The sequence below is a fragment of the Pseudomonas sp. Tof1 genome (assembly GCF_055390395.1).
In genome coordinates this window covers 1,872,117-1,892,987 of record NZ_AP024344.1, presented here as the reverse complement: position 1 = coordinate 1,892,987, position 20,871 = coordinate 1,872,117, and the positions used below count along the sequence as shown (strand labels likewise).

At 63.6% G+C, this 20,871-nt stretch carries 22 protein-coding genes and 1 pseudogene; 18 read left to right on the top strand and 5 right to left on the bottom strand.

Annotated features, from left to right (window positions below):
• The first annotated feature begins 16 nt into the window (after positions 1-16).
• Both ACZ5KU_RS08825 and ACZ5KU_RS08820 read left to right on the top strand, forming a co-directional pair.
• Complete coding sequence (locus ACZ5KU_RS08825; protein ID WP_193394225.1) at positions 17-1,018, top strand: alpha/beta hydrolase; 1,002 nt, start codon at positions 17-19, stop codon at positions 1,016-1,018.
• A 100-nt stretch (positions 1,019-1,118) separates the two neighbouring features.
• A pseudogene (locus tag ACZ5KU_RS08820) lies at positions 1,119-1,909 on the top strand (hypothetical protein).
• A 110-nt stretch (positions 1,910-2,019) separates the two neighbouring features.
• Here the strand turns inward: ACZ5KU_RS08820 and prmB are convergent.
• On the bottom strand, positions 2,020-2,928 hold the full coding sequence (gene prmB / locus ACZ5KU_RS08815) for a 50S ribosomal protein L3 N(5)-glutamine methyltransferase (protein ID WP_054057782.1): 909 nt from the start codon (positions 2,926-2,928) through the stop codon (positions 2,020-2,022).
• Positions 2,929-3,147: 219 nt separating this feature from the next.
• Here prmB and ACZ5KU_RS08810 point away from each other — a divergent pair, with 219 nt between their 5' ends.
• The 5 genes from ACZ5KU_RS08810 to ACZ5KU_RS08790 all read left to right on the top strand — a co-directional run bounded on the left by ACZ5KU_RS08810 (position 3,148) and on the right by ACZ5KU_RS08790 (position 5,924).
• The gene (locus tag ACZ5KU_RS08810) at positions 3,148-3,738 is read left to right on the top strand and encodes a cysteine hydrolase family protein (protein ID WP_054057783.1); all 591 of its coding nucleotides are present in this window, start codon (positions 3,148-3,150) and stop codon (positions 3,736-3,738) included.
• 132 nt (positions 3,739-3,870) lie between these two features.
• Positions 3,871-4,194: a hypothetical protein gene (locus ACZ5KU_RS08805; protein WP_054057784.1), complete on the top strand. Its 324-nt coding sequence runs from the start codon at positions 3,871-3,873 to the stop codon at positions 4,192-4,194.
• 75 nt (positions 4,195-4,269) lie between these two features.
• On the top strand, positions 4,270-4,827 hold the full coding sequence (locus tag ACZ5KU_RS08800; protein ID WP_054057785.1) for a Smr/MutS family protein: 558 nt from the start codon (positions 4,270-4,272) through the stop codon (positions 4,825-4,827).
• Positions 4,828-4,905: 78 nt separating this feature from the next.
• The gene (gene folE, locus ACZ5KU_RS08795) at positions 4,906-5,451 is read left to right on the top strand and encodes a GTP cyclohydrolase I FolE (protein ID WP_010449813.1); all 546 of its coding nucleotides are present in this window, start codon (positions 4,906-4,908) and stop codon (positions 5,449-5,451) included.
• Between the two features lie 101 nt (positions 5,452-5,552).
• Entirely contained in the window at positions 5,553-5,924 is a 372-nt protein-coding gene (locus ACZ5KU_RS08790) for a glutathione S-transferase N-terminal domain-containing protein (RefSeq protein ID WP_054057786.1), read from the top strand.
• Between the two features lie 59 nt (positions 5,925-5,983).
• Here ACZ5KU_RS08790 and ACZ5KU_RS08785 read toward each other — a convergent pair whose 3' ends face one another.
• The 3 genes from ACZ5KU_RS08785 to ACZ5KU_RS08775 form a co-directional block, all read right to left on the bottom strand.
• On the bottom strand, positions 5,984-6,379 hold the full coding sequence (locus tag ACZ5KU_RS08785; RefSeq protein ID WP_054057787.1) for a lysozyme inhibitor LprI family protein: 396 nt from the start codon (positions 6,377-6,379) through the stop codon (positions 5,984-5,986).
• 107 nt (positions 6,380-6,486) lie between these two features.
• Complete coding sequence (locus ACZ5KU_RS08780; RefSeq protein WP_054057788.1) at positions 6,487-7,089, bottom strand: glutathione S-transferase family protein; 603 nt, start codon at positions 7,087-7,089, stop codon at positions 6,487-6,489.
• Positions 7,090-7,099: 10 nt separating this feature from the next.
• Positions 7,100-8,266, bottom strand: coding sequence for an aminotransferase-like domain-containing protein (locus ACZ5KU_RS08775; RefSeq protein ID WP_419736666.1), 1,167 nt, complete (start codon positions 8,264-8,266; stop codon positions 7,100-7,102).
• Between the two features lie 83 nt (positions 8,267-8,349).
• Between ACZ5KU_RS08775 and ACZ5KU_RS08770 the strand changes: the two genes are divergently transcribed.
• The 3 genes from ACZ5KU_RS08770 (at position 8,350) to ACZ5KU_RS08760 (ending at position 11,154) form a co-directional block, all read left to right on the top strand.
• Positions 8,350-8,790, top strand: coding sequence for a MarR family winged helix-turn-helix transcriptional regulator (locus tag ACZ5KU_RS08770; RefSeq protein WP_054057790.1), 441 nt, complete (start codon positions 8,350-8,352; stop codon positions 8,788-8,790).
• Between the two features lie 313 nt (positions 8,791-9,103).
• Positions 9,104-10,453, top strand: coding sequence for an NCS2 family permease (locus ACZ5KU_RS08765; protein WP_054057791.1), 1,350 nt, complete (start codon positions 9,104-9,106; stop codon positions 10,451-10,453).
• Positions 10,454-10,527: 74 nt separating this feature from the next.
• Positions 10,528-11,154 carry a LysE family translocator gene (locus ACZ5KU_RS08760; RefSeq protein ID WP_054057792.1) on the top strand — a complete coding sequence of 209 codons (627 nt, stop codon included), beginning with the start codon at positions 10,528-10,530 and terminating at the stop codon, positions 11,152-11,154.
• A 113-nt stretch (positions 11,155-11,267) separates the two neighbouring features.
• Here ACZ5KU_RS08760 and uraH read toward each other — a convergent pair whose 3' ends face one another.
• Positions 11,268-11,621 carry a hydroxyisourate hydrolase gene (gene uraH / locus ACZ5KU_RS08755; protein WP_464737033.1) on the bottom strand — a complete coding sequence of 118 codons (354 nt, stop codon included), beginning with the start codon at positions 11,619-11,621 and terminating at the stop codon, positions 11,268-11,270.
• 408 nt (positions 11,622-12,029) lie between these two features.
• On the opposite strand from uraH, the gene puuE reads away from it, so the two are divergent.
• From puuE to ACZ5KU_RS08715, 8 genes are all read left to right on the top strand, one after another.
• Positions 12,030-12,968, top strand: a complete 939-nt coding sequence (gene puuE, locus ACZ5KU_RS08750; RefSeq protein ID WP_054057794.1) for an allantoinase PuuE — start codon at positions 12,030-12,032, stop codon at positions 12,966-12,968.
• Entirely contained in the window at positions 12,965-13,480 is a 516-nt protein-coding gene (gene uraD, locus ACZ5KU_RS08745) for a 2-oxo-4-hydroxy-4-carboxy-5-ureidoimidazoline decarboxylase (protein ID WP_054057795.1), read from the top strand. Before puuE ends, uraD begins: the two co-directional genes overlap by 4 nt.
• A 78-nt stretch (positions 13,481-13,558) precedes the next feature.
• Positions 13,559-14,560 (top strand): allantoicase, encoded by a 1,002-nt coding sequence (alc, locus tag ACZ5KU_RS08740; RefSeq protein ID WP_054057796.1) that lies wholly within the window; start codon positions 13,559-13,561, stop codon positions 14,558-14,560.
• A gap of 160 nt (positions 14,561-14,720) precedes the next feature.
• The gene (locus tag ACZ5KU_RS08735) at positions 14,721-15,233 is read left to right on the top strand and encodes an ureidoglycolate lyase (protein WP_054057797.1); all 513 of its coding nucleotides are present in this window, start codon (positions 14,721-14,723) and stop codon (positions 15,231-15,233) included.
• Positions 15,234-15,365: 132 nt separating this feature from the next.
• Positions 15,366-16,667 (top strand): urate hydroxylase PuuD, encoded by a 1,302-nt coding sequence (locus ACZ5KU_RS08730; RefSeq protein WP_464737032.1) that lies wholly within the window; start codon positions 15,366-15,368, stop codon positions 16,665-16,667.
• Positions 16,668-16,893: 226 nt separating this feature from the next.
• Entirely contained in the window at positions 16,894-18,249 is a 1,356-nt protein-coding gene (locus tag ACZ5KU_RS08725) for a nucleobase:cation symporter-2 family protein (protein ID WP_054057799.1), read from the top strand.
• A gap of 203 nt (positions 18,250-18,452) precedes the next feature.
• Positions 18,453-19,238, top strand: a complete 786-nt coding sequence (locus tag ACZ5KU_RS08720; protein ID WP_054057800.1) for an outer membrane protein OmpK — start codon at positions 18,453-18,455, stop codon at positions 19,236-19,238.
• A 271-nt stretch (positions 19,239-19,509) separates the two neighbouring features.
• The gene (locus ACZ5KU_RS08715) at positions 19,510-20,763 is read left to right on the top strand and encodes an OprD family porin (RefSeq protein WP_464737031.1); all 1,254 of its coding nucleotides are present in this window, start codon (positions 19,510-19,512) and stop codon (positions 20,761-20,763) included.
• Positions 20,764-20,871: the final 108 nt, after the last annotated feature.

Here is a 20,871-nt window from a genome sequence, read left to right as displayed (position 1 = left end):
TTCATCCTCGAACCTTATCGACGGTTGCGAGTCCAACCGGCACCTTGTCCATGATGGCCCGATGATGCTGCGTATTCTGCTCCTGACCTTGACCCTCTTCAGCGGCCTTGCCCAGGCCGGTGTCGTCCTGCAACGGCCGATCGAACTCGATACCGGCACCGGTGAACTGTTCGGCTCGCTGCTGCTGCCCAAGTCCGACCGGCCGGTACCGGTGGTGTTGATCGTCGCCGGCTCCGGGCCCACCGACCGTGATGGCAACAATCCCGATGGTGGACGCAACGACAGCCTCAAGCGCCTGGCCTGGATGCTGGCCCGCCACGGTATCGCCAGCGTGCGCTACGACAAGCGTGGCGTCGCGGCCAGCCTGGCGGCCACGCCCAATGAGCGCAACCTGAGCGTGCAGGCCTATGTCGCCGACACCGTGGCCTGGGGCGAGAAGCTCAAGGCCGATCCACGCCTGGGGCAGTTGATCCTGCTCGGCCACAGCGAGGGCGCGCTGATCGCCACGCTCGCCGCGCCGAAGCTGGCGGCCGCCGGGGTCATTTCCGTGTCGGGCAGCGGTCGCCCGGTCGACCAGGTACTGCGCCAGCAACTGGCCAGGCGCCTGCCACCGGCGCTGATGCTGCGCAGCAACGAACTGCTCGACAGCCTCAAGGCCGGACACCCGGACGCCAATATCCCGCAGCCGCTGGAGCCGATCTTTCGCCCCAGCGTCCAGCCCTACCTGATCAGCCTGTTCCGCCAGGACCCGGCGGCGGCATTCAGCCACCTGACGATGCCGGCCCTGATCGTCCAGGGGCGCAACGACATCCAGGTCAGCGTCGATGACGCCAAGGCGCTGCAGGCGGCCAAGCCGGATGCGCAACTGGCGATCATCGACGGCATGAACCACATCCTGCGCATCGTGCCCGACGATATCCGGCAGCAGTTGGCCTCCTACAATAACCCGCAGTTGCCGCTGGCCGCCGGCCTGGAAAAGCCGATTACCGGCTTTATCGACGGACTTGCTCGCCATTGAGATGATTTTTGCCCTCCAGTCCTGGCAGAAGCGGCCGATAAGGCCATTGCCGGTATCGATATTGTGACTGGCAAGCTGGACACGGACAGGATCTCGCCGAATGACAGAAACTCAAGCGTCACCCGAAAGCAACGCCGAAGCCGTCGAACCCGCGCCGGTGGAACTGCCGTGGGCCGATGTGCAACCCGAGCACTTCAAGATGCTGCGCCTGGCCCCCTGGCCACCGACCGCAACACCGGCGGACGGCCGCTGCGCTTTGTCCAGTTCGGCTACGCCGAGCGCAACGGCAAGGAACGCAGCCTGTTGCGCATGAGCATCCAGTTGCCGGCGCAAAAGGTGCGCAAGGAACAGAACCAGCTCGACATGTGGGTCGACCACACCACCAAACGCGTGCACTTCGGGCCCGAGGGCGGCCTGCAGGTGGAACCGTGGAACCGTGGAATCGGACGCTTCCTGGTGGCCCAGGCGGCGATCTGGGCGCAGAAGAAATGGTCGCACTACCGCATCGACGGCGCCCCCCTGCAGAACAAGGACGCGCTGAACGAAGACACCCGCCTGCGCCGCGACCACTTCCTGCGGGTCCAGGGTTTCGACGTGGTCTACGCCGACCCGCAGCACCTCAAGGGCAGCTACAAGGACATGCAGGTTGGCGAACTGCTGGCCCAGTGGAACACCGAGAAAGTGCAGTTCGTGGAGATTCTCGAAGCCTCGCAGATGCTCCAGCAGGCCGAGCAGAATCTGCAGGAGCAGGAAGTGAAACTGCGCCAGCAGGAAGAACGGGTCAGCAAGCTCAAGCGTGAAGACAGCGGGCTGCGCTTCACCATCACCTGCCTGGTGGCCTTCGCGGTGTTCCAGGCCGGGCTGCTGATCTGGATCGCCACCCACCGCTAGCCAGGTGGATATCCCCCAGCCAGTTGGCTCCCACAAGTGCCCGCGCCGCGCATGAATCCTGCGAACAACGCTGACACTGAGGGAGCAGGGTTCATCCGCGAACGGGCAACCTAGATCTTCGAGGCGAACAGCGCCTGGTGCTCGCGGCACTGCTGCGCCGTCAGCATGAACACCCCGTGCCCGCCACGCTCGAAGTCCAGCCAGGCAAAGTCCACCTGCGGATACAAGGCCTCGACATGCACCTGGCTGTTGCCCACCTCGACGATCAGCAGCCCCTTCTCGGTCAGATGGTCCGCCGCTTCGGCGAGCATCCGCCGCACCAGGTTCAAGCCGTCGTCACCACAGGCCAGGCCCAGTTCCGGCTCATGGTGGTACTCCGCCGGCATGTCGGCGAAATCCTCGGCATCGACATACGGCGGGTTCGAGACGATCAGGTCGAAACGCTGGCCCGGCAAGCCGTCGAAACCATCGCCCTGAACCGTGAACACCCGCTCGTCGACGCCATGGCGCTCGATGTTGCGGTTGGCCACTTCCAGCGCGTCGAAGGACAGGTCCGCCAGCACCACTTCGGCCTGCTCGAACTCATAGGCACAGGCAATCCCGATGCAACCCGAGCCGGTGCACAGGTCGAGGATGCGGGCCGGCTCCGTACCCAGCCAGGGGGCGAAGCGGTTCTCGATCAGTTCGCCGATCGGCGAGCGCGGGATCAGCACCCGCTCGTCAACGATGAACGGCAGGCCGCAGAACCAGGCTTCGCCCAGCAGATAGGCGGTCGGCACGCGATCCTCGATCCGACGCTTGAGCAGGTGCTGCAGATGTGTCAGTTCCTCGTCCTCCAGGCGGCAGTCGAGGTAGCTGTCGGCGATTTCCCAGGGCAGGTGCAAGGCGCCCAGCACCAGTTGCCGAGCCTCATCCCAGGCATTGTCGGTACCATGACCGAAAAACAGCTCCGCACCGTGAAAACGGCTAACAGCCCAACGGATATGGTCGCGCAGGGTGCGCAGGCGGGAAGTGATCACGGGTAGACTCCTGAAAAAACGACTGGCAATTCTAACAGCCAAACGGACGCCGGGTGGAAACCCGGCAAAAAGACCTCGGCGCGGACCTTTCCGACCGTCGGCGCCCACCTCTTGACATGGCTGCAGGCCAGTAACCACGGCGCTTGCGTCGGTAGCGATTCACATAAACGCTCAGCCGGAGGACAATGGGTAAAAGCCCCACGCACAGGAGCCCCTCGAATGTCCGTTCCAAAGACGATGTTTCAACTCAGTGGCCGAGGTTATGCGGCAGCCAACCTGAGCCACGCCACCCTGTTGATCATCGACGCCCAGAAAGAATATCTGAGCGGTCCGCTCGCGTTGTCCGGCATGGCGCAAGCCGTCGACAACATCAAGCAACTGGTCGCTGCGGCCCGCGCGGCCGGCCGGCCGATCGTGCACATCCGCCACCTGGGTACCGTCGGCGGCCTGTTCGATCCACAGGGCGAACGCGGCGAGTTCATTCCCGGCCTGGAACCCCAGGGCGACGAAACGCTGATCGGCAAGCTGCTGCCCAGCGCCTTTCATGGCACCGGCCTGGAAAAGCACCTGCAGGACCTCGGCTCGCTGGACCTGATCGTCTGCGGCTTCATGAGCCACTCCAGCGTCAGCACCACCGTGCGCGCCGCCAAGAACCTGGGCTTTCGCTGCACCCTGGTGGAAGACGCCTGCGCCACCCGCGACCTGCCCCACAAGGGCGAGATCATCAGCGCGGCCCAGGTCCAGCGCACCGAAATGGCAATCATGGCCGACAATTTCGCCACCCTGGCACTGACCAGAGACCTCATCTGAGCCCGTCGGGATGGGCGCTCCAGGCGATCGCCCATCCCTTGGCGCCGCACTCATTTTCCGATTTCCCCTTCACGTCCGGAACAAGCCGACCATCTCCCGGTCGAACGGCCGATAATCAAAGAGGAAATCGGAATGAAGATATCCGATGATGGATTCGACGCCCGCCGGCTGCGCCCCAAGGGCGAAAGCAACTGGCGTTCGCGTCTGTGCGCCGGTTTCGCGGCGCTGTTGGCGACTTTCGGCGTATTGCTGGCCATGGCCGGCACCGCCAGCCTGCTGGGGCACGCCCCGGCCATGGGCGAGCTGAACACCAACCCCGGCGCCTCGGCGGCGATCCTGGTGGCGGGCCTGCTGGTGCTGTACGTCGGCGTCTGGCTGTGGCGGCGCTGCCGTCGGCGCAGACGCCGTGGCCAGGCGCTGAACATGGCCCCGCACCTGATGAAAAGGCACGACTGATCCCGACCTTCGAGGAATCGCCTGTGACGTGAAGCCCGGCACTTGGGTAAACTGGCGGTTCCTGCGGAGACTGACATGCAAGACGACGATTTTTCCCTGTTTCAAAGCGAGATCCGCGGCGTAAAGCCGATCAAGCACGATCGTGCCGATACCGGCAAACCCAGGTCCGACCGCGCCCAACTGGCCAAGCTGCGCCAGGCGGCAACCGTGCGCAGCGAAGTCGCCACGGTGGACGGCCTGTCCGACCAGTTCGTGATCGACGTCGGCCCCGAAGACGAGCTGTACTGGTCCCGCGACGGCGTGCAGGAAAGCCAGATGCGCAAGCTCAAGGCCGGGCAGATCCCCTTCGAAGGCAGCCTCGACCTGCATGGCATGACCGTGGAAAAGGCCCGGGAAACCCTCTGGGCGTTCCTCGCCGAAGCGACCAGATTCGAGATCCGCTGCGTGCGCGTCACCCACGGCAAGGCCGTGCGCCTGGACGGCAAGCGCCCGATGATCAAGAGCCACGTCAACACCTGGCTGCGCCAGCACGCCCAGGTGCTCGGTTTCACCTCCTGCCAGGCCCGGCACGGCGGGGCCGGAGCGGTGTATGTGATGCTCAAGCGGACGATGATGGAAGGCCGCGACGAGTAACCGGACTGTCATCGAATTTGCAGGCGGCTGCCAGCCGCCGTATCCTTGGCCTTTGCGTAAACTCCCACAGGTAGATTCATGTCCCTGGAACAGAATTACACGGCGATCCTCGGTCAACTCGGCGAGGACGTCTCCCGCGAGGGTTTGCTCGACACGCCCAAGCGTGCCGCCAAAGCCATGCAGTACCTTTGCCGCGGTTATCAACAGACCCTGGAAGAAGTCACCAACGGTGCCTTGTTCAGCTCCGATAACAGCGAAATGGTGCTGGTCAAGGACATCGAGCTCTACTCGCTGTGCGAACACCACCTGCTGCCCTTCATCGGCAAGGCCCACGTGGCCTACATCCCGAGCGGCAAGGTGCTGGGCCTGTCGAAGGTTGCGCGTATCGTCGACATGTACGCCCGCCGCCTGCAGATCCAGGAGAACCTCAGCCGCCAGATCGCCGATGCGGTCCAGCAGGTCACCGGCGCCCTGGGCGTTGCCGTGGTGATCGAGGCCAAGCACATGTGCATGATGATGCGCGGTGTCGAGAAGCAGAACTCGTCGATGATCACCTCGGTGATGCTCGGCGAATTCCGCGAGAATGCAGCGACCCGCAGCGAATTCCTCGCCCTGATCAAGTAACACCGGGCGACCTGAAGAAACCGGCGTTCATCGCCGGTTTTTTTCGCCTGGGGAAAATCAGGTAAGCTGCCTGCCTCCTCCACCGCCCACGAGGCTATCGCGTGTTAGTCAAAGCCCTTCGAGTCGGCCTGGGCCAACTCATCATCCTCATCGACTTCCTCACCCGCCCGCGCAAGCAGCAACGCAGCGCCGAGAACCAGGCCAAGGTCGACGCCGCCGCCAAAGGCCTGACCCTGTATCAATTCCATGCCTGCCCGTTCTGCGTGAAGACCCGCCGTACCCTGCACCGCCTGAACGTGCCGGTGGCCCTGCGCGATGCGAAGAACAACGAACAGGACCGCCAGACCCTGCTCGAACAGGGTGGCAGGATCAAGGTGCCGTGCCTGCGTATCGAGGAAAACGGCCAGACCACCTGGATGTACGAATCCAAGGTGATCATCGACTACCTGGACAAGCGTTTCGCCGCGGCCTGAAAAGGCCGCGTCAGAACTTCGGCACCTGCAGGAACCTGTTCGCGGCGGTCACACCCTTTTCAGTTGGGGCACTGATCGTATTCGCCGCGGCACTCGGTATAGGCCTTCAACTGCGCGGCACGCTGGCGGGTCAGCTCGGTTCGGCACTGCAGGTCGCGCATCGGCCACATCGAGCCGCCCTCCTCCGGCTTGCCGACCCGATACCGGCAGTCGGCATCGCGCAAGGCCAGCCACTTGCGCTGGGCATCCCTGAGCGCCTCCTTGCCGGCCGGGCCTTTCAGATAGTCCATCTGCGCCTTGTAGTACCGGTTCAGGTCGTCGTCGGCCCGCTTGAATGCCTGGGCCGCGCAGGTATTCATCGACGCCTGGCTGGCATCACAACCGTCAGCCGCCTGGGCGACAGCGGCCAGGCCCGACAGGGCGAACGTCAGGAAGGCTGCAAGCGGATATTTCATGGATGTCCCCATGTCGGTGGATAGGCCCTCGAGTTTGCGCCAGGCCCTCGCCGCCGGCAAAAGAAAACCGGCCCCGGGGCCGGTTCAAGTGTTTGCAGACTTTTCGCTCAATCCAGCATACCGACATGCCGGGGATGGCTCGCCACCCGCTGCAGCCAGGCCTGGATCGCCGGGTAGATGCTCAGGTCGAAGCCGCCCTGGTGCGCGACGTGGGTGTAGGCGTACAGCGCGATATCGGCGATCGAGTAGTGCTCGCCGACCAGGTACGGGGTCTGCTGCAACTGCTTCTCCATGACCTTCAGGGCCTTGTGCCCGCGCTTCTGCAACTTGAGGTACTCCTCGCGCCGCTCTTCGGGCAAGCCCAGGTAGAACTCGATGAAACGCGCCACCGCGATGTAGGGCTCATGGCTGTACTGCTCGAAAAACTGCCATTGCAGCACCTGGGTACGCAGGCGCGGCTCGCTCGGCAGGAACTCGCTGCCGTCGGCCAGGAAGTTGAGGATGGCATTGGATTCCCACAGGCAGGTGCCGTCCTCCAACTCCAGCACCGGCACCTTGCCATTGGGGTTCTTCGCCAGGAATTCCGCCGTCTCGGTGTCGCCCTTGAGAATATCCACCGGGTGCCAACGGTACTCCTGACCCAGCAGATGCAGCATCAACTTGATCTTGTAGCAGTTGCCCGACTGGTAATCCCCGTAAACCTTGTACATGGCCCTCCCCTTAAGCCGCTCTTGCGGCCTGTGCGTGACGTACGACAGCAGCCAGTCGGCCCAGACCTTCGTCCAGGCGCTCCGGCGCGATATGGCTGAAATTCAGACGCAGATTACCCGGATTACGCTCCGGTTCGGCAAAAAAAGGCTCGCCAGGCATGAACGCGACATCCCGGGCCAGGGCGGCATCGAGCAGGGTCCGGGTGTCCAGCGGCTGCTTGAGGGTCAACCAGAAGAACAGCCCGCCCTGGGGCACCTGCCAGTCGGCCAGGTCGGCGAAATGCCGCTGCAGGGCCTCGGCGAACGCATCCCGGCGGGTCCGGTAGAAACTGCGCAACGCCTGCAGGTGCTGGCGATATTTTTCCGTGCCGATCCACTGCAGCGCCTGCCACTGCCCGACGCGGTTGGTATGCAGGTCCGCCGACTGCTTGAGCTTGAGCAGGTGCGGGAACAGGTCGGGACTGGCGATCAGGTAGCCAACCCGCAGGCCGGGGGCCAGGGTCTTGGAGACCGTGCCGGTGTAGATCCAGCTGGCCTTCTTCAGACGGGCGACGATCGGCACGGCATCGACCCCGTCGTAGCTGAGTTCACGATAGGGTTCGTCCTCGATCAGGGTCACGCCGAACTCGTCCAGCAACGCCGCAACACCGGCGCGCTTGGCCTCGCTGTAGCAGACGCCGGACGGATTCTGGAAGGTCGGGATCAGGTAGACGAACGCCGGCCGGTGTCGCTCCAGGCGGGCGCGCAACTGCTGCAGGTCGGGTCCGTCCGATTCCTGGGGAATGCTCAGGCAGTCGGCCCCGAACAACTGGAAGATCTGCAGGGCCGCCAGGTAGGTCGGCCCTTCCAGCAGGATCTCGGTGCCCTTGTCGATGTGCAGCTTGGCGGCCAGGTCGAGGGCCTGCTGGGAACCGCCGAGCACCAGCACCTGGCTGGCCTGGCAGTCGACACCCAGGGCCCGCGCCTGGGCCGCCAGCACTTCACGCAGGGCCGGCTCGCCCTCGCTCATGCCGTACTGGCCCATGGCCCGCGGCATGCCCTCCCACTCCAGCGTCGGCAGCATCGCCTCGGCCGGCAGCCCACCGGCAAACGACATCACCTCGGGACGCTGGGCGGCAGCGAGGATTTCACGAATCAGCGAGCTTTTAAGACGCGTAACACGTTCGGAGAAGGCCATGACAGGTCACCGGTAGCGGAGTGAAAGGAAAATACGTCAAACTGCTTGACCGAAATTACGACACCACGGACCAATACGTCAATATGCTTGACCTTAAAAATTCCAACACCCAACAGGACGCCATGGAGGCGTTTTTCTTCGGCTACCAGGCATTCACCGCCAAGGCCGACGAAATGCTCGAACGGCGTGGCCTGAGCCGGGTGCATCAGCGGATCGTGTTTTTCATCGGACGTTATCCGGACCTCAGCGTCAAGGAACTGCTCGATCGCCTGGGCGTCAGCAAGCAGGCGCTGAACATGCCGTTGCGCCAGTTGACCGAGATGGGACTGGTGCAAGGCGTCGCCTCACCGACGGACAAGCGCAAACGCCTGCTCTGCCTGACACCCGACGGGACCAGCCTGGAAGAGTCGTTGCGCCGCGAGCAGGTCAAGCTGTTGCAGAAGGCCTTCGCCCAGGCGGGCGAGGCGGCGGTGGATGGCTGGATGGCGGTCAATCGGGCGTTGGGTGACAGCCGCCAGGCCTGACCACGCCGAGCGCTTCGCGGCAAGCCCGCTCCCACAGCCTTTGTAGCGGCTGTGTGGGCTTGCCCGCGAAGCCATCAGCCCTCTCAAGACCCATCTGCCCCTGCCGACCAGCAGCCCATATAGCCCGCCCCGCCGAAATATCGCACACACCGTCAAAAACATTATTTGCTTTCTTTGTATACAAAAGCATAATCCGCTTCGTGTAAGTTCCTGACCTTTCGGTCAACAAAATCCGCGCTCCCTCAAGGAGCCGCTGCCCACCATGACGTGTCCGGCCCTGGAAATAACAATAAAACCCTGAGGAGTAATCGCTGTGGAAAGCCGCAAATCCGAAGCACCCACGCTGGATCTCTCGCCGCCTTCGAGCACCGGCCTGCTGGAGCGCCTGTTCAGGCTCAGGCTGCATGGCACCACGGTCAGGACCGAACTGATTGCCGGGGTGACCACCTTCATCACCATGGCCTACATCATCTTCGTCAACCCCAACCTCATGGCCGATGCCGGCATCGACCATGGCGCCGCCTTCGTCGCCACCTGCATCGCCGCCGCCCTCGGCTGCCTGCTGATGGGGCTCTACGCCAACTGGCCGGTGGGCCTGGCGCCCGGCATGGGGCTCAACGCCTTCTTCACCTACACCGTGGTCGGCACCATGGGCTATCACTGGGAGACCGCCCTCGGCGCGGTGTTCATTTCCGGCGTGCTGTTCATGGCCCTGACCCTGTCCCGGGTCCGCGAATGGCTGCTCAACAGCATCCCGGTCAGCCTGCGCCACGCCATGGGCGCCGGGGTCGGGCTGTTCCTCGGGCTCATCGGCCTGAAGACCGCCGGGATCGTCGTCGCGAGCCCTGCCACCCTGGTCCGGCTCGGCGCCCTGCATGAGCCCGGCCCGCTGCTGGCCGCCGTGTGTTTCCTGATGATCGCGATCCTCAGCTACCACCGGGTGTTCGGCGCCATCCTGATCAGCATCATCAGTGTCACCCTGATCGGCTGGGGCCTGGGCCTGGTCGAGTACCACGGGGTGTTCTCCACCCCGCCCAGCCTGGCGCCGACCTGGATGGCAATGGACCTGGCGGGCGTCTTCAACGTCAGCATGATCAGCGTGGTCCTGGCCTTTCTCTTCGTGCACATGTTCGACACCGCCGGAACCCTGATGGGCGTCGCCCAGCGCGCCAACCTGGTCAACGCCGACGGCCGCATCGAGAACCTGTCGCGGGCGATGAAGGCCGACAGCGTATCCAGCGTATTCGGTGCGGTGGTCGGCGTGCCACCGGTCACCAGCTACGTGGAAAGTGCTGCCGGCGTTGCAACGGGTGGTCGGACTGGTCTGACCGCTGTTACTGTAGGCATACTGTTCGTGGCCGCGATGTTCTTCGCGCCGCTGGCTGGCATGATCCCTGCCTACGCGACCGCAGGTGCACTGATTTACGTGGCGATGCTGATGATGGGCAGCCTGGCGCATATCGCCTGGGAAGAAGCGACGGAGAGCATTCCGGCGATCGTCACCGCGATCATGATGCCGCTGACCTTCTCGGTCGCCGACGGGATCGCCCTGGGCTTCATCACCTACGTGGCGTTGAAGGCGGGAACCGGCAAGTTCAGGGACATTTCCGTCAGTCTGTGGGTCCTGTGCGTCATTTTCATCGCCAAGTTCATCTTCCTGTAGGAGAAGACTGGCGTAGCCGGCAACCAAACAACCGGCCCCATTGCGATGGGGCCCTTGCATGAGGAAGAAACCTGATGAGCCTGGAAACCTGGTTGTTGTTCAGCGGAGCCGCCCTGGTGGTGATCCTCATTCCCGGGCCGCTGTCGCTGCTGATGATCAGCAACAGCCTGAACTATGGATTGCGCCGTTCGTACCCGGCCTTCCTGGGTGGCGTCAGCGCCTCGATCTGCCTGCTCAGCGCCTCGGCCCTGGGCCTGGGGGCCCTGTTGCTGGCCTCGGAGCAACTGTTCAGCACACTGAAGGTCGTCGGCGCACTGTACCTGTTCTACCTCGCCTGGCAGAGCTGGCAGCAGTCGCGCCAGCCGGCACGGGCGGCGAACGTGCCCGAAGCTGCACCTGTGCCGCGCTTTCGTGCCCTGTTTGGGCGCGCTTTCGTGCTGGGGGCGAGCAACCCCAAGGACATCCTGTTCTTCGCCGCCTTCCTGCCGCAATTCCTCAAGGCCGACCAGCCGTTCCTCGGCCAGTTGCTGGTGATGATCGCCACCTGGACCGTGCTCGACCTGCTGTGCAAGCTGACCTACGGCCTGGGCGCCCACGGCGCGGCGAAATACCTGCGTAGTGGCAAGGGGCAGAGCTGGTTCAATCGGGTCAGTGCCGGGTTGTTCAGTGGGGCGGGGGCGGCTTCGCTGTTGAGCCGGTAGAGCGCATGACGCGAAAGGGCCCGAAAATCCCACACAACAACCGGGCAAAAAAAGCCCGCAGTGTGGGCGGGCAAGAGGAACCGAAGAAGTGGTTGCGCAGTTCTTGAGGGGATCTAACTTCCTCTATAGGTCGAATAGCTGTAGGGCGAGATCAGCAAGGGAACGTGGTAGTGCTCCTGCTCGGCACTGATGCCGAAACGCAGCACCACCACATCGAGAAAGGCCGGCTCCGGCAGCGTCACGCCGCGGGCCCGATAGTAGTCACCGGCATGAAATTGCAACTGATAGACCCCGGAACGGTAGTCATCGCCCTGCAGCAGCGGTGTATCGTAGCGGCCGTCGCCGTTGGTCACGGCCCTGGCGACCAGCTCCAGCACGGTGCCTTCGACCCGATACAGCTCGACCTGGATCGAGCTGCCGGGGCAGCCATGCGCGGCATCCAAAACATGCGTAGTCAAACGTCCCATTGCTTCTGCGTACCCGCCCGCCTGCGGCAGACCGGGTCTCGCGCCTCCCGGAGTCAGTGGATGAAGGAGATGCCGGACCGGCGGGGAAAGCCCCGGAGATACGGCAATGAAATGATTAAGACACTTTTACGAAAAATTGTACACAATAAATTTCACGCTTTTCCGGGTTTCCATCCGTCGGCATGAATCTTGACAGAAGCCCAGTGAGTAGCCGACCTTGAATCCATTAGCTGACCGATCAGACAGGTTTTCAGTGACGAACGGAACAGGTAGGATCAGCAGCATCTGGAAAAAAACGGGCTTACAAACCGGCGATAAAGTTGTATACAATCAATTCATCGCCGTGACGCCACCCGACCAGAACGGGACGCCACGCAACCGTCACCACGAACAAGAAGGAAGACTGCAGTGAGCGCTGACTACCCACGCGACCTGATCGGTTACGGCAGTAACCCTCCTCACCCCCGCTGGCCGGGCAATGCCCGTATCGCCTTGTCCTTCGTGCTCAACTACGAGGAAGGCGGCGAGCGCAACATCCTGCACGGCGACAAGGAGTCCGAGGCGTTCCTGTCGGAGATGGTCGCGGCGCAACCCCTGCAGGGCCAGCGCAACATGAGCATGGAATCGCTCTACGAGTATGGCAGTCGCGCCGGGGTCTGGCGGATTCTCAAGCTGTTCAGGCAACTCGACATCCCGCTGACCATCTTCGCCGTGGCCATGGCCGCCCAGCGCCACCCGGATGTCATCCGCGCCATGGTCGAGGCCGGTCACGAGATCTGCAGCCACGGCTACCGCTGGATCGACTACCAGTACATGGACGAGGCGCAGGAGCGCGAGCACCTGCACGAAGCCATCCGCATCCTCACCGAAATCACCGGCGAACGCCCGCTGGGCTGGTACACCGGCCGCACCGGCCCCAACACCCGTCGCCTGGTGATGGAGGAAGGCGGCTTCCTCTACGACTCGGACACCTACGACGACGACCTGCCCTACTGGGAACCGAACAACCCGACCGGCAAGCCGCACCTGGTGATTCCCTACACCCTCGACACCAACGACATGCGCTTCACCCAGGTGCAGGGCTTCAACCAGGGCGACGACTTCTACCAGTACCTCAAGGACGCCTTCGACGTGCTCTACGCCGAGGGTGCCGAGGCGCCGAAGATGCTCTCCATCGGCCTGCACTGCCGGCTGATCGGGCGCCCGGCGCGCCTGGCCGCACTGCAGCGTTTCCTCGACTACGTGAAGGGCTTCGACCAGGTCTGGTTCGCCCGTCGGGTGGACATCGCCCGCCACTGGCACGCTAACCACCCCTACCAGCCCGCCTATCAGGAGCCGGCGCAATGAGCGCGTTCCAGACCCTCAAGCCGTCGACCCTGGACCGCGCGGCCTTCGTCGCGGCCTTCGCCGACATCTACGAACACTCGCCATGGGTGGCCGAAAGGGCCTTCGACCTGGGCCAGGACGCGACGCTCGACCAGATCGAGACCCTGCACCAGCGCATGAGCGACATCCTGTTGAGCGCCGATCATGCCAGCCAGCTGGCCCTGATCAACGCCCACCCGGACCTGGCCGGCAAGGCCGCGATCCAGGGCCAACTGACCGCCGCCAGCACTCACGAACAGGCCGGCGCCGGTATTCACCAATGCACGGCTGAAGAGTTCCAGCGCTTCACCGAGCTGAACGAGGCCTACAAGGCCAAGTTCAGGTTTCCCTTCATCATGGCGGTAAAAGGCAGCAACCGGCATCAGATCCTTGCCGCGTTCGAAACGCGCATCCACAACCCGGTGGACACCGAGTTCCAGTGCGCGCTGGCCGAGATCAACAAGATCGCCCTGTTCCGATTACTGACCCTATAGCGCGCCACGCCCCGGCGCCGAAGAGGCCCGGGGTCCGGCGAACATCCCCAGCCACTTGTTCAAAGGCAGACAAGAAAAATGAAAGCTTACGCCGCACCTTTCGAAAAATTCGTCAACCTGGCCGACGCCCGCCTGGGCACCCGGATCATTTCCGTCACCGACGACTGGTTCGCCGATGCCAACCGCCTGTTCCAGCCAACGCCGGCGGTATGGAAGGAAGGCGTGTTCGATGACAACGGCAAGTGGATGGATGGCTGGGAATCGCGCCGCAAGCGCTTCGAAGGCTACGACAGCGCCGTGATCCGCCTGGGCGTACCCGGCTCGATCAAGGGCGTGGACATCGACACCTCGTTCTTCACCGGCAACTACCCGCCCTCGGCGTCGCTGGAGGCCTGCTTCCTGAGCGAAGGCGAGCCGGACGAAAACACCCGGTGGGTCGAAGTACTGCCGGCCGTCGAGCTGCAGGGCAACAGCCACCACTACCATGAAATCCACAACGAGCAGCACTTCAGCCACCTGCGCTTCAACATCTACCCGGACGGTGGCGTGGCCCGCCTGCGGGTGCATGGCATTCCATACCGCGACTGGTCGGCCGTGGGCGACAACGAACAGGTCGACCTCGCCGCCGCACTCAACGGCGGCCGCGCCCTGGCCTGCTCCGACGAACACTTCGGCCGCATGAGCAACATCCTCAACCCGGGCCGCGGCGTCAACATGGGCGACGGCTGGGAAACCGCCCGCCGTCGCACGCCGGGCAATGACTGGGTGATCGTCGCCCTGGGGCATCCGGGCGAGATCGAGAAGATCATCGTCGATACCCTGCACTTCAAGGGCAACTACCCGGACAGCTGCTCGATCCAGGGCGCCTACGTCAAGGGCGGTACCGACAGCCAGATCGAGACCCAAAGCCTGTTCTGGCGCGAACTGCTGCCGAGCCAGAAGCTGGAAATGCACGCCGAGCACACCTTCGCCGAGCAGATCAAGGCGCTGGGCCCGATCACCCACGTCCGCCTGAACGTGTTCCCCGATGGTGGTGTGAGCCGCCTGCGCCTGCTGGGCAAGGTCGCCAGACAAGGCTGAGGCAAACCCTGCAGGAGCCTGGCTTGTCGGAGCGCCGAACCGCCGCGAATGGGCCCGCAAGGCCGCTGAAAAGCTTCGCGGGCCAGTCGGATCACCGCATCGCCGGCTCCTGCGGGACCGTGCGGTAACGAACCAACGAATTAGAGAACAGAAGAACAGCATGCGCACACTGACGATTGAACCGCTGACCAAAGAAGCCTTCGCCCCTTTCGGTGACGTGATCGAAACCGACGGCAGCGACCACTTCATGATCAACAACGGTTCGACCCAGCGCTTTCATCGCCTGGCCACGGTGGAAACCGCGACGCCCGACGACAAGGCGATCATCAGCATCTTCCGCGCCGATGCGCTGGACATGCCGCTGACCGTGCGCATGCTCGAACGCCATCCGCTGGGCAGCCAGGCTTTCATTCCGCTGCTCGGCAACCCCTTTCTGATCGTGGTCGCGCCACTTGGCGATGCACCTGTATCAGGTCTGGTCCGCGCCTTCATCACCAATGGCAGGCAGGGCATAAATTACCATCGCGGCGTCTGGCACCATCCGGTCCTGACGATCGAAAAGCGGGATGACTTCCTGGTGGTTGATCGCAGTGGCAGCGGTAACAACTGCGACGAGCATTTTTTCACAGAGGATGAGCAGTTGATCCTCGCCCCCCACCAGCGGACGGAGTGAAAACCCTGTGCCAGGCAAGGCTGCGCTGAACACCGCCCCGGCTTGCCATCGCTCGCTGCGTTTTCACACCGTCTTCAATAAGAAAAGGCCCGATCGCTCTGCAAAAAGTGCGACGGGAGAGAGGTAAAGACTGTGGAAGCACATCTGTTGGAATGGCTGAACCTGAGCGTACGCTGGGTTCACATGATCACCGGCGTCGCCTGGATCGGCGCTTCGTTCTACTTCGTCTGGCTGGAAAACAACCTCAACCGGGTCAACCCCAGGACCGGCCTGGCCGGCGACCTGTGGGCCATCCACGGCGGCGGCATCTACCACCTGGAGAAGTACAAGCTGGCCCCGCCGAGCATGCCGGAGAACCTGCACTGGTTCAAATGGGAAGCCTACTTCACCTGGATGTCGGGCATCGCGCTGCTGTGCGTGGTGTTCTACTCCAATCCCCTGCTCTACCTGGTCGCCCCCGGCAGCGGCCTGAGTGGCGCGCAAGGCATTGCCATCGGCGTCGGCGCACTGGTCGCCGGCTGGTTCGTCTATGACTTTCTCTGCGACTCGCCGCTGGGCAAGCGGCCGGCCCTGCTCGGCCTGATCCTGTTCATCCTGCTGATCGCCGCGGCCTACGGCCTGAGCAAGGTGTTCAGCGGACGCGGAGCCTACCTGCACGTCGGGGCGATCATCGGCACCATCATGGTCGGCAACGTGTTCCGCATCATCATGCCGGCCCAGCGCGCGCTGGTGGCGGCCATCGCCGAGAACCGCACGCCGGACCCGGCCCTGCCGGCCAAGGGCCTGCTGCGCTCGCGCCACAACAACTACTTCACCCTGCCAGTGCTGTTCATCATGATCAGCAACCACTTCCCGAGCACCTACGGCAGCCCTTACAACTGGCTGATCCTGGCCGGGATCGCGGTGCTGGCGGTACTGGTGCGGCACTACTTCAACACCCGGCACAACAGCCAGAAGTTCGCCTGGACCCTGCCGGTCGCGGCGCTGGGCATGATCTGCCTGGCCTACGTCACCGGCCCGGCATCGAACCCGAGCGTCCCCGAAGTCGCCAGGACGCCGGCGAAGATCGAGTACCAGCCCTTGCCGGAAACCGCCCTCGGCGGTGGCCTCAAGCCGGCCCCGGCAGTGGAACCGAGCCCTCCCGCACCGGCGGCGACACCAGCCGCTGATGCCGTCGCCTTCGACAAGGTGCACAGCGTGATTCAGGAGCGTTGTGCGGTCTGTCATTCGGCCAAGCCCACCAGCCCGCTGTTCAGCAGCGCGCCGGCCGGGATCATGTTCGACACCCCGCAACAGATCCAGCAACTGGCCCCGCGTATCCAGGCCCAGGCCGTCGCGACCCAGATCATGCCCCTGGGCAACATCACCCAGATGACCCAGCAGGAACGTGACCTGATTGGCGCCTGGATCAACCAGGGGGCACACACACCCTGAGGAGCACCAGGCCCCTGCAGGAGCAGGCGATGCGGCGATCCGACTTGCCCGCGAAAGGCCCCTCAAGGGCGCCAGGGACTTCGCGAGCAAGCTCGCTCCCACAGGTCAGCGGGCGACCTCGAGATCAGCGACCCGCCGTGAAACGCCTGCCTTACCGACAACAGCAAGCGCTGTCGGCAACCACACAGAGCCAGAACCACAAGAATAAAAACATCCGAGGTGTTGCATGTCCGAGCTATCCGAACCGCGCATACCCGAAGCACCTGCCCTTGCCCGCCTGCCCCTGTTGCAGTTGCTGCTGGTGGGCCTGCAACACGTCCTGCTGATGTATGGCGGGGCCGTCGCCGTACCGCTGATCATCGGACAGGCCGCCGGCCTGAGTCGTGAGGAAATCGCCTTTCTGATCAATGCCGACCTGCTCGTGGCCGGCATCGCCACCCTGGTGCAATCCTTCGGCATCGGTCCGCTGGGCATTCGCATGCCGGTGATGATGGGCGCCAGCTTCGCCGCCGTCGGCAGCATGGTGGCCATGGCCGGCATGCCCGGCATCGGCATGACCGGGATCTTCGGCGCCACCATCGCCGCGGGCTTCTTCGGCATGCTGATCGCACCGTTCATGTCCAGGGTGGTGCGCTTCTTCCCGCCACTGGTCACCGGCACGGTGATCACCGCCATCGGCCTCTCGCTGTTTCCCGTGGCGGTCAACTGGGCTGGTGGCGGCAGCGCCGTGGCGCAGTTCGGCTCGCCGATCTACCTGACGGTCGCCGGCCTGGTGCTGGCGACCATCCTGCTGATCAACCGCTTCATGCGCGGTTTCTGGGTGAACATCTCGGTGCTGATCGGCATGGTTCTGGGCTACGTGCTGTCCGGCCTGATCGGCATGGTCGACCTCAGTGGCCTGGCCCAGGCACCGTGGCTCAAGGTGGTCACGCCGCTGCATTTCGGCCTGCCGCAATTCCACCTCGCGCCGATCCTCTCCATGTGCCTGGTGGTGGTGATCATCTTCGTCGAGTCCACCGGCATGTTCCTCGCCCTGGGCAAGATCACCGGCCAGGAAGTCACCCCACGGATGCTCCGCCGCGGCCTGCTGTGCGATGCCGGCGCCTCGTTCTTCGCCGGTTTCTTCAACACCTTCACCCATTCCTCGTTCGCCCAGAACATCGGCCTGGTGCAGATGACCGGCGTGCGCTGCCGTTCGGTGACCATGGTCGCCGGCGGCTTGCTGATCGTCCTCAGCCTGCTGCCCAAGGCGGCCTTCCTGGTGGCCTCGATTCCACCGGCAGTCCTCGGCGGCGCAGCCATCGCCATGTTCGGCATGGTCGCCGCCACCGGGATCAAGATTCTCCAGGAGGCCGACATCTCCGACCGCCGCAACCAGTTGCTGGTGGCCGTGAGCATCGGCATGGGCCTGATCCCCGTGGTCCGTCCGGAGTTCTTCGCGCACCTGCCGCAGTGGATGGGGCCGATCACCCACAGCGGGATCGCCATGGCGACCCTCAGCGCCGTCACCCTGAACCTGCTGTTCAACGTCCTCGGCGGCGCCGAACGGGCCGCCCTCAGTGGGCACGTGCACCCGCACTGAGTGACCGGGGCGGCACGCGACAGGCTGCCCCGGTGCCAGCCTGAAACCTGTCGCCCGGCCCGGCGACGCTCTGTCGCGCGGGCTTGAGAGCACCGGCGTGCCTCTGTATCCTGCGCGCCCTCTCGTTTACAGCCGAAAAAAGGCGCCACACCAGAGCGCCGGACGACTTCGACGTCGAACTTCTTAACTTTGGGAGCAACCTGATGAAACGTACTTGCACGAGCCTGATGCTCGCGGGGACCCTGCTGTCGACCGGTACCGCCGTGGCCGACGACCTGCTGCAGTGGCAGAACAACAGCCTGACCTACCTGTGGGGCAAGAATTTTGCGGTCAACCCGCAGATCCAGCAGACCGTCACCTTCGAGCACGCCGACGCCTGGAAATATGGCGACAACTTCTTCTTCCTCGATCGGATCTTCTACAACGGCAAGGCCGACGGCAACGTCGGCCCCAACACCTACTACGGCGAGTTCAGCCCACGCCTGTCGTTCGGCAAGATGCTCGACCAGAAACTGGAATTCGGCCCGATCAAGGACGTGCTGCTGGCACTGACCTACGAGTTCGGCGAAGGCGACAGCGAATCCTACCTGTTCGGCCCGGGCTTTGACCTGGCGATCCCCGGTTTCGACTACTTCCAGTTGAACTTCTATCAGCGCCAGACCGAAGGCAAGCGCCCTGGCGACAACGTCTGGCAGATCACGCCGGTCTGGTCCTACACCATCCCGGTGGGTGACTCCAATGTGCTGATCGACGGTTTCATGGACTGGGTGGTCGACAACGACCAGACCTCACGCGGCACCTACCACGCCAACCTGCACTTCAACCCGCAGATCAAGTACGACCTGGGCAAGGCTCTGCACTGGAGCGCCAAGCAGTTGTACGTGGGTATCGAGTACGACTACTGGAAGAACAAGTACGGCATCGAGGATTCCGGTGCGTTCAAGACCAACCAGGACACCGCGAGCCTGCTGGTCAAGTACCACTTCTGAGGCAGAACGGGAGCCCGCCGGGCTCCCCGTTTGCGGCGTCGCCCCGCACGCCATCGCATCACCGCAAAAAATACCTCCCCCTCTCCCGTCGGGCCCGACAGCTCCAACTCAAGCCTCCAAGCCAGGTTGCCCGCACTTCCTTGTGGCTTCCCCCTGTTTCCCGGCCTGCCTGCACGTTGACAAGGCGTTTTTCAGCTGTTGATAATCCGCTCAATGTTGTACGACGACGTATAACACCAATAACAATAAAAACCGCAGGAGCTTCACCCTCATGATGATCCGCCCCTCCCGATCGCTGTTGCTGTCCGGCACTGCAAGCCTCGCCCTGACCCTCCCCTCCCTGGCCTGTGCCGAGGGTTTCGTCGACGATGCCAGCGCCAACCTGAATCTGCGCAACGCCTACTTCAACCGCAACTTCACCAACCCGGCCTACCCCCAGGACAAGGCCGAGGAATGGACGCAGAACTTCATCCTCGACGCCCGCTCCGGCTTCACCCAGGGCACCGTCGGTTTCGGCGTCGACGTGCTCGGCACCTTTTCCCAGAAGCTCGACGGCGGCAAAGGCACCGGCGGCACGCAACTGCTGCCGCTGGACCGTGACGGGCGCCCGGCGGACAACTTCGGCCGCCTGGACGTGGCGTTCAAGGCACGGATTTCCAAAACCGAGCTGAAGGTCGGCGAATGGATGCCGGTGCTGCCGATCCTCCGCTCCGACGACGGCCGCTCGCTGCCGCAGACCTTCCGCGGCGGCCAGGTCACCTCGAAGGAGATCGACGGCCTGACGCTGTACGGCGGCCAGTTCCAGAAGAACAGCCCGCGCAACGATTCGAGCATGACCGACATGTACATGCAGGGCAAAGCCGCCTTCACCTCCGACCGCTTCAACTTCGCCGGCGGCGAATACACCTTCAACGACAAGCGCACCCTGATCGGCCTCTGGAATGCCCAACTGAAGGACATCTACCGCCAGCAGTACGTCAATCTGGTCCACAGCCAGCCACTGGGCGACTGGACCCTGGGCGCCAACCTCGGTTTCTTCTACGGCAAGGAAGACGGCAGCGCGCTGGCCGGCGACCTGGAGAACAGAACCTGGTCGGGGTTGTTCTCGGCCAAGTACGGCGGCAACACCTTCTACGTCGGCCTGCAGAAGCTCACCGGCGACAGCGCCTGGATGCGGGTCAACGGCACCAGCGGCGGCACCCTGGCCAACGACAGCTACAACAGCAGCTATGACAATGCGCAGGAAAAGTCCTGGCAGTTGCGCCATGACTACAACTTCGCCGCGCTGGGAATTCCGGGGCTGACCCTGATGAACCGCTACATCCGCGGTGACAACGTGCATGTCGGCGCGGTCACCGACGGCAAGGAATGGGGGCGTGAGTCGGAACTGGGCTACACCGTCCAGAGCGGCACCTTGCGCAACCTGAACATCCGCTGGCGCAACTCGAGCATCCGCAGGGACTACAGCACCAACGAGTTCGACGAGAACCGCCTGTTCATCAGTTATCCGATTTCGCTGCTGTAGCAGCGGTAGTCATTGTGAATGCATGACCTGTGGGAGCGCCGCCCGGCCGTCTCCCACAAGGGTCATGAATGAAAACCCAGACATGGGGAAACCTCGCCCCCTGAACTC

Excerpts from the sequence above, each read along its gene's own strand:
- ACZ5KU_RS08810 (WP_054057783.1), top strand. The coding sequence starts at position 3,148 with ATGTCCGTTCCAAAGACGATGTTTCAACTCAGTGGCCGAGGTTATGCG.
- ACZ5KU_RS08805 (WP_054057784.1), top strand. The coding sequence starts at position 3,871 with ATGAAGATATCCGATGATGGATTCGACGCCCGCCGGCTGCGCCCCAAG.
- ACZ5KU_RS08800 (WP_054057785.1), top strand. The coding sequence starts at position 4,270 with ATGCAAGACGACGATTTTTCCCTGTTTCAAAGCGAGATCCGCGGCGTA.
- folE (WP_010449813.1), top strand. The coding sequence starts at position 4,906 with ATGTCCCTGGAACAGAATTACACGGCGATCCTCGGTCAACTCGGCGAG.
- ACZ5KU_RS08785 (WP_054057787.1), bottom strand. The coding sequence starts at position 6,379 with ATGAAATATCCGCTTGCAGCCTTCCTGACGTTCGCCCTGTCGGGCCTG.
- ACZ5KU_RS08780 (WP_054057788.1), bottom strand. The coding sequence starts at position 7,089 with ATGTACAAGGTTTACGGGGATTACCAGTCGGGCAACTGCTACAAGATC.
- ACZ5KU_RS08775 (WP_419736666.1), bottom strand. The coding sequence starts at position 8,266 with ATGGCCTTCTCCGAACGTGTTACGCGTCTTAAAAGCTCGCTGATTCGT.
- ACZ5KU_RS08770 (WP_054057790.1), top strand. The coding sequence starts at position 8,350 with ATGCTTGACCTTAAAAATTCCAACACCCAACAGGACGCCATGGAGGCG.
- ACZ5KU_RS08760 (WP_054057792.1), top strand. The coding sequence starts at position 10,528 with ATGAGCCTGGAAACCTGGTTGTTGTTCAGCGGAGCCGCCCTGGTGGTG.
- uraH (WP_464737033.1), bottom strand. The coding sequence starts at position 11,621 with ATGGGACGTTTGACTACGCATGTTTTGGATGCCGCGCATGGCTGCCCC.
- uraD (WP_054057795.1), top strand. The coding sequence starts at position 12,965 with ATGAGCGCGTTCCAGACCCTCAAGCCGTCGACCCTGGACCGCGCGGCC.
- alc (WP_054057796.1), top strand. The coding sequence starts at position 13,559 with ATGAAAGCTTACGCCGCACCTTTCGAAAAATTCGTCAACCTGGCCGAC.
- ACZ5KU_RS08735 (WP_054057797.1), top strand. The coding sequence starts at position 14,721 with ATGCGCACACTGACGATTGAACCGCTGACCAAAGAAGCCTTCGCCCCT.
- ACZ5KU_RS08725 (WP_054057799.1), top strand. The coding sequence starts at position 16,894 with ATGTCCGAGCTATCCGAACCGCGCATACCCGAAGCACCTGCCCTTGCC.
- ACZ5KU_RS08720 (WP_054057800.1), top strand. The coding sequence starts at position 18,453 with ATGAAACGTACTTGCACGAGCCTGATGCTCGCGGGGACCCTGCTGTCG.
- ACZ5KU_RS08715 (WP_464737031.1), top strand. The coding sequence starts at position 19,510 with ATGATGATCCGCCCCTCCCGATCGCTGTTGCTGTCCGGCACTGCAAGC.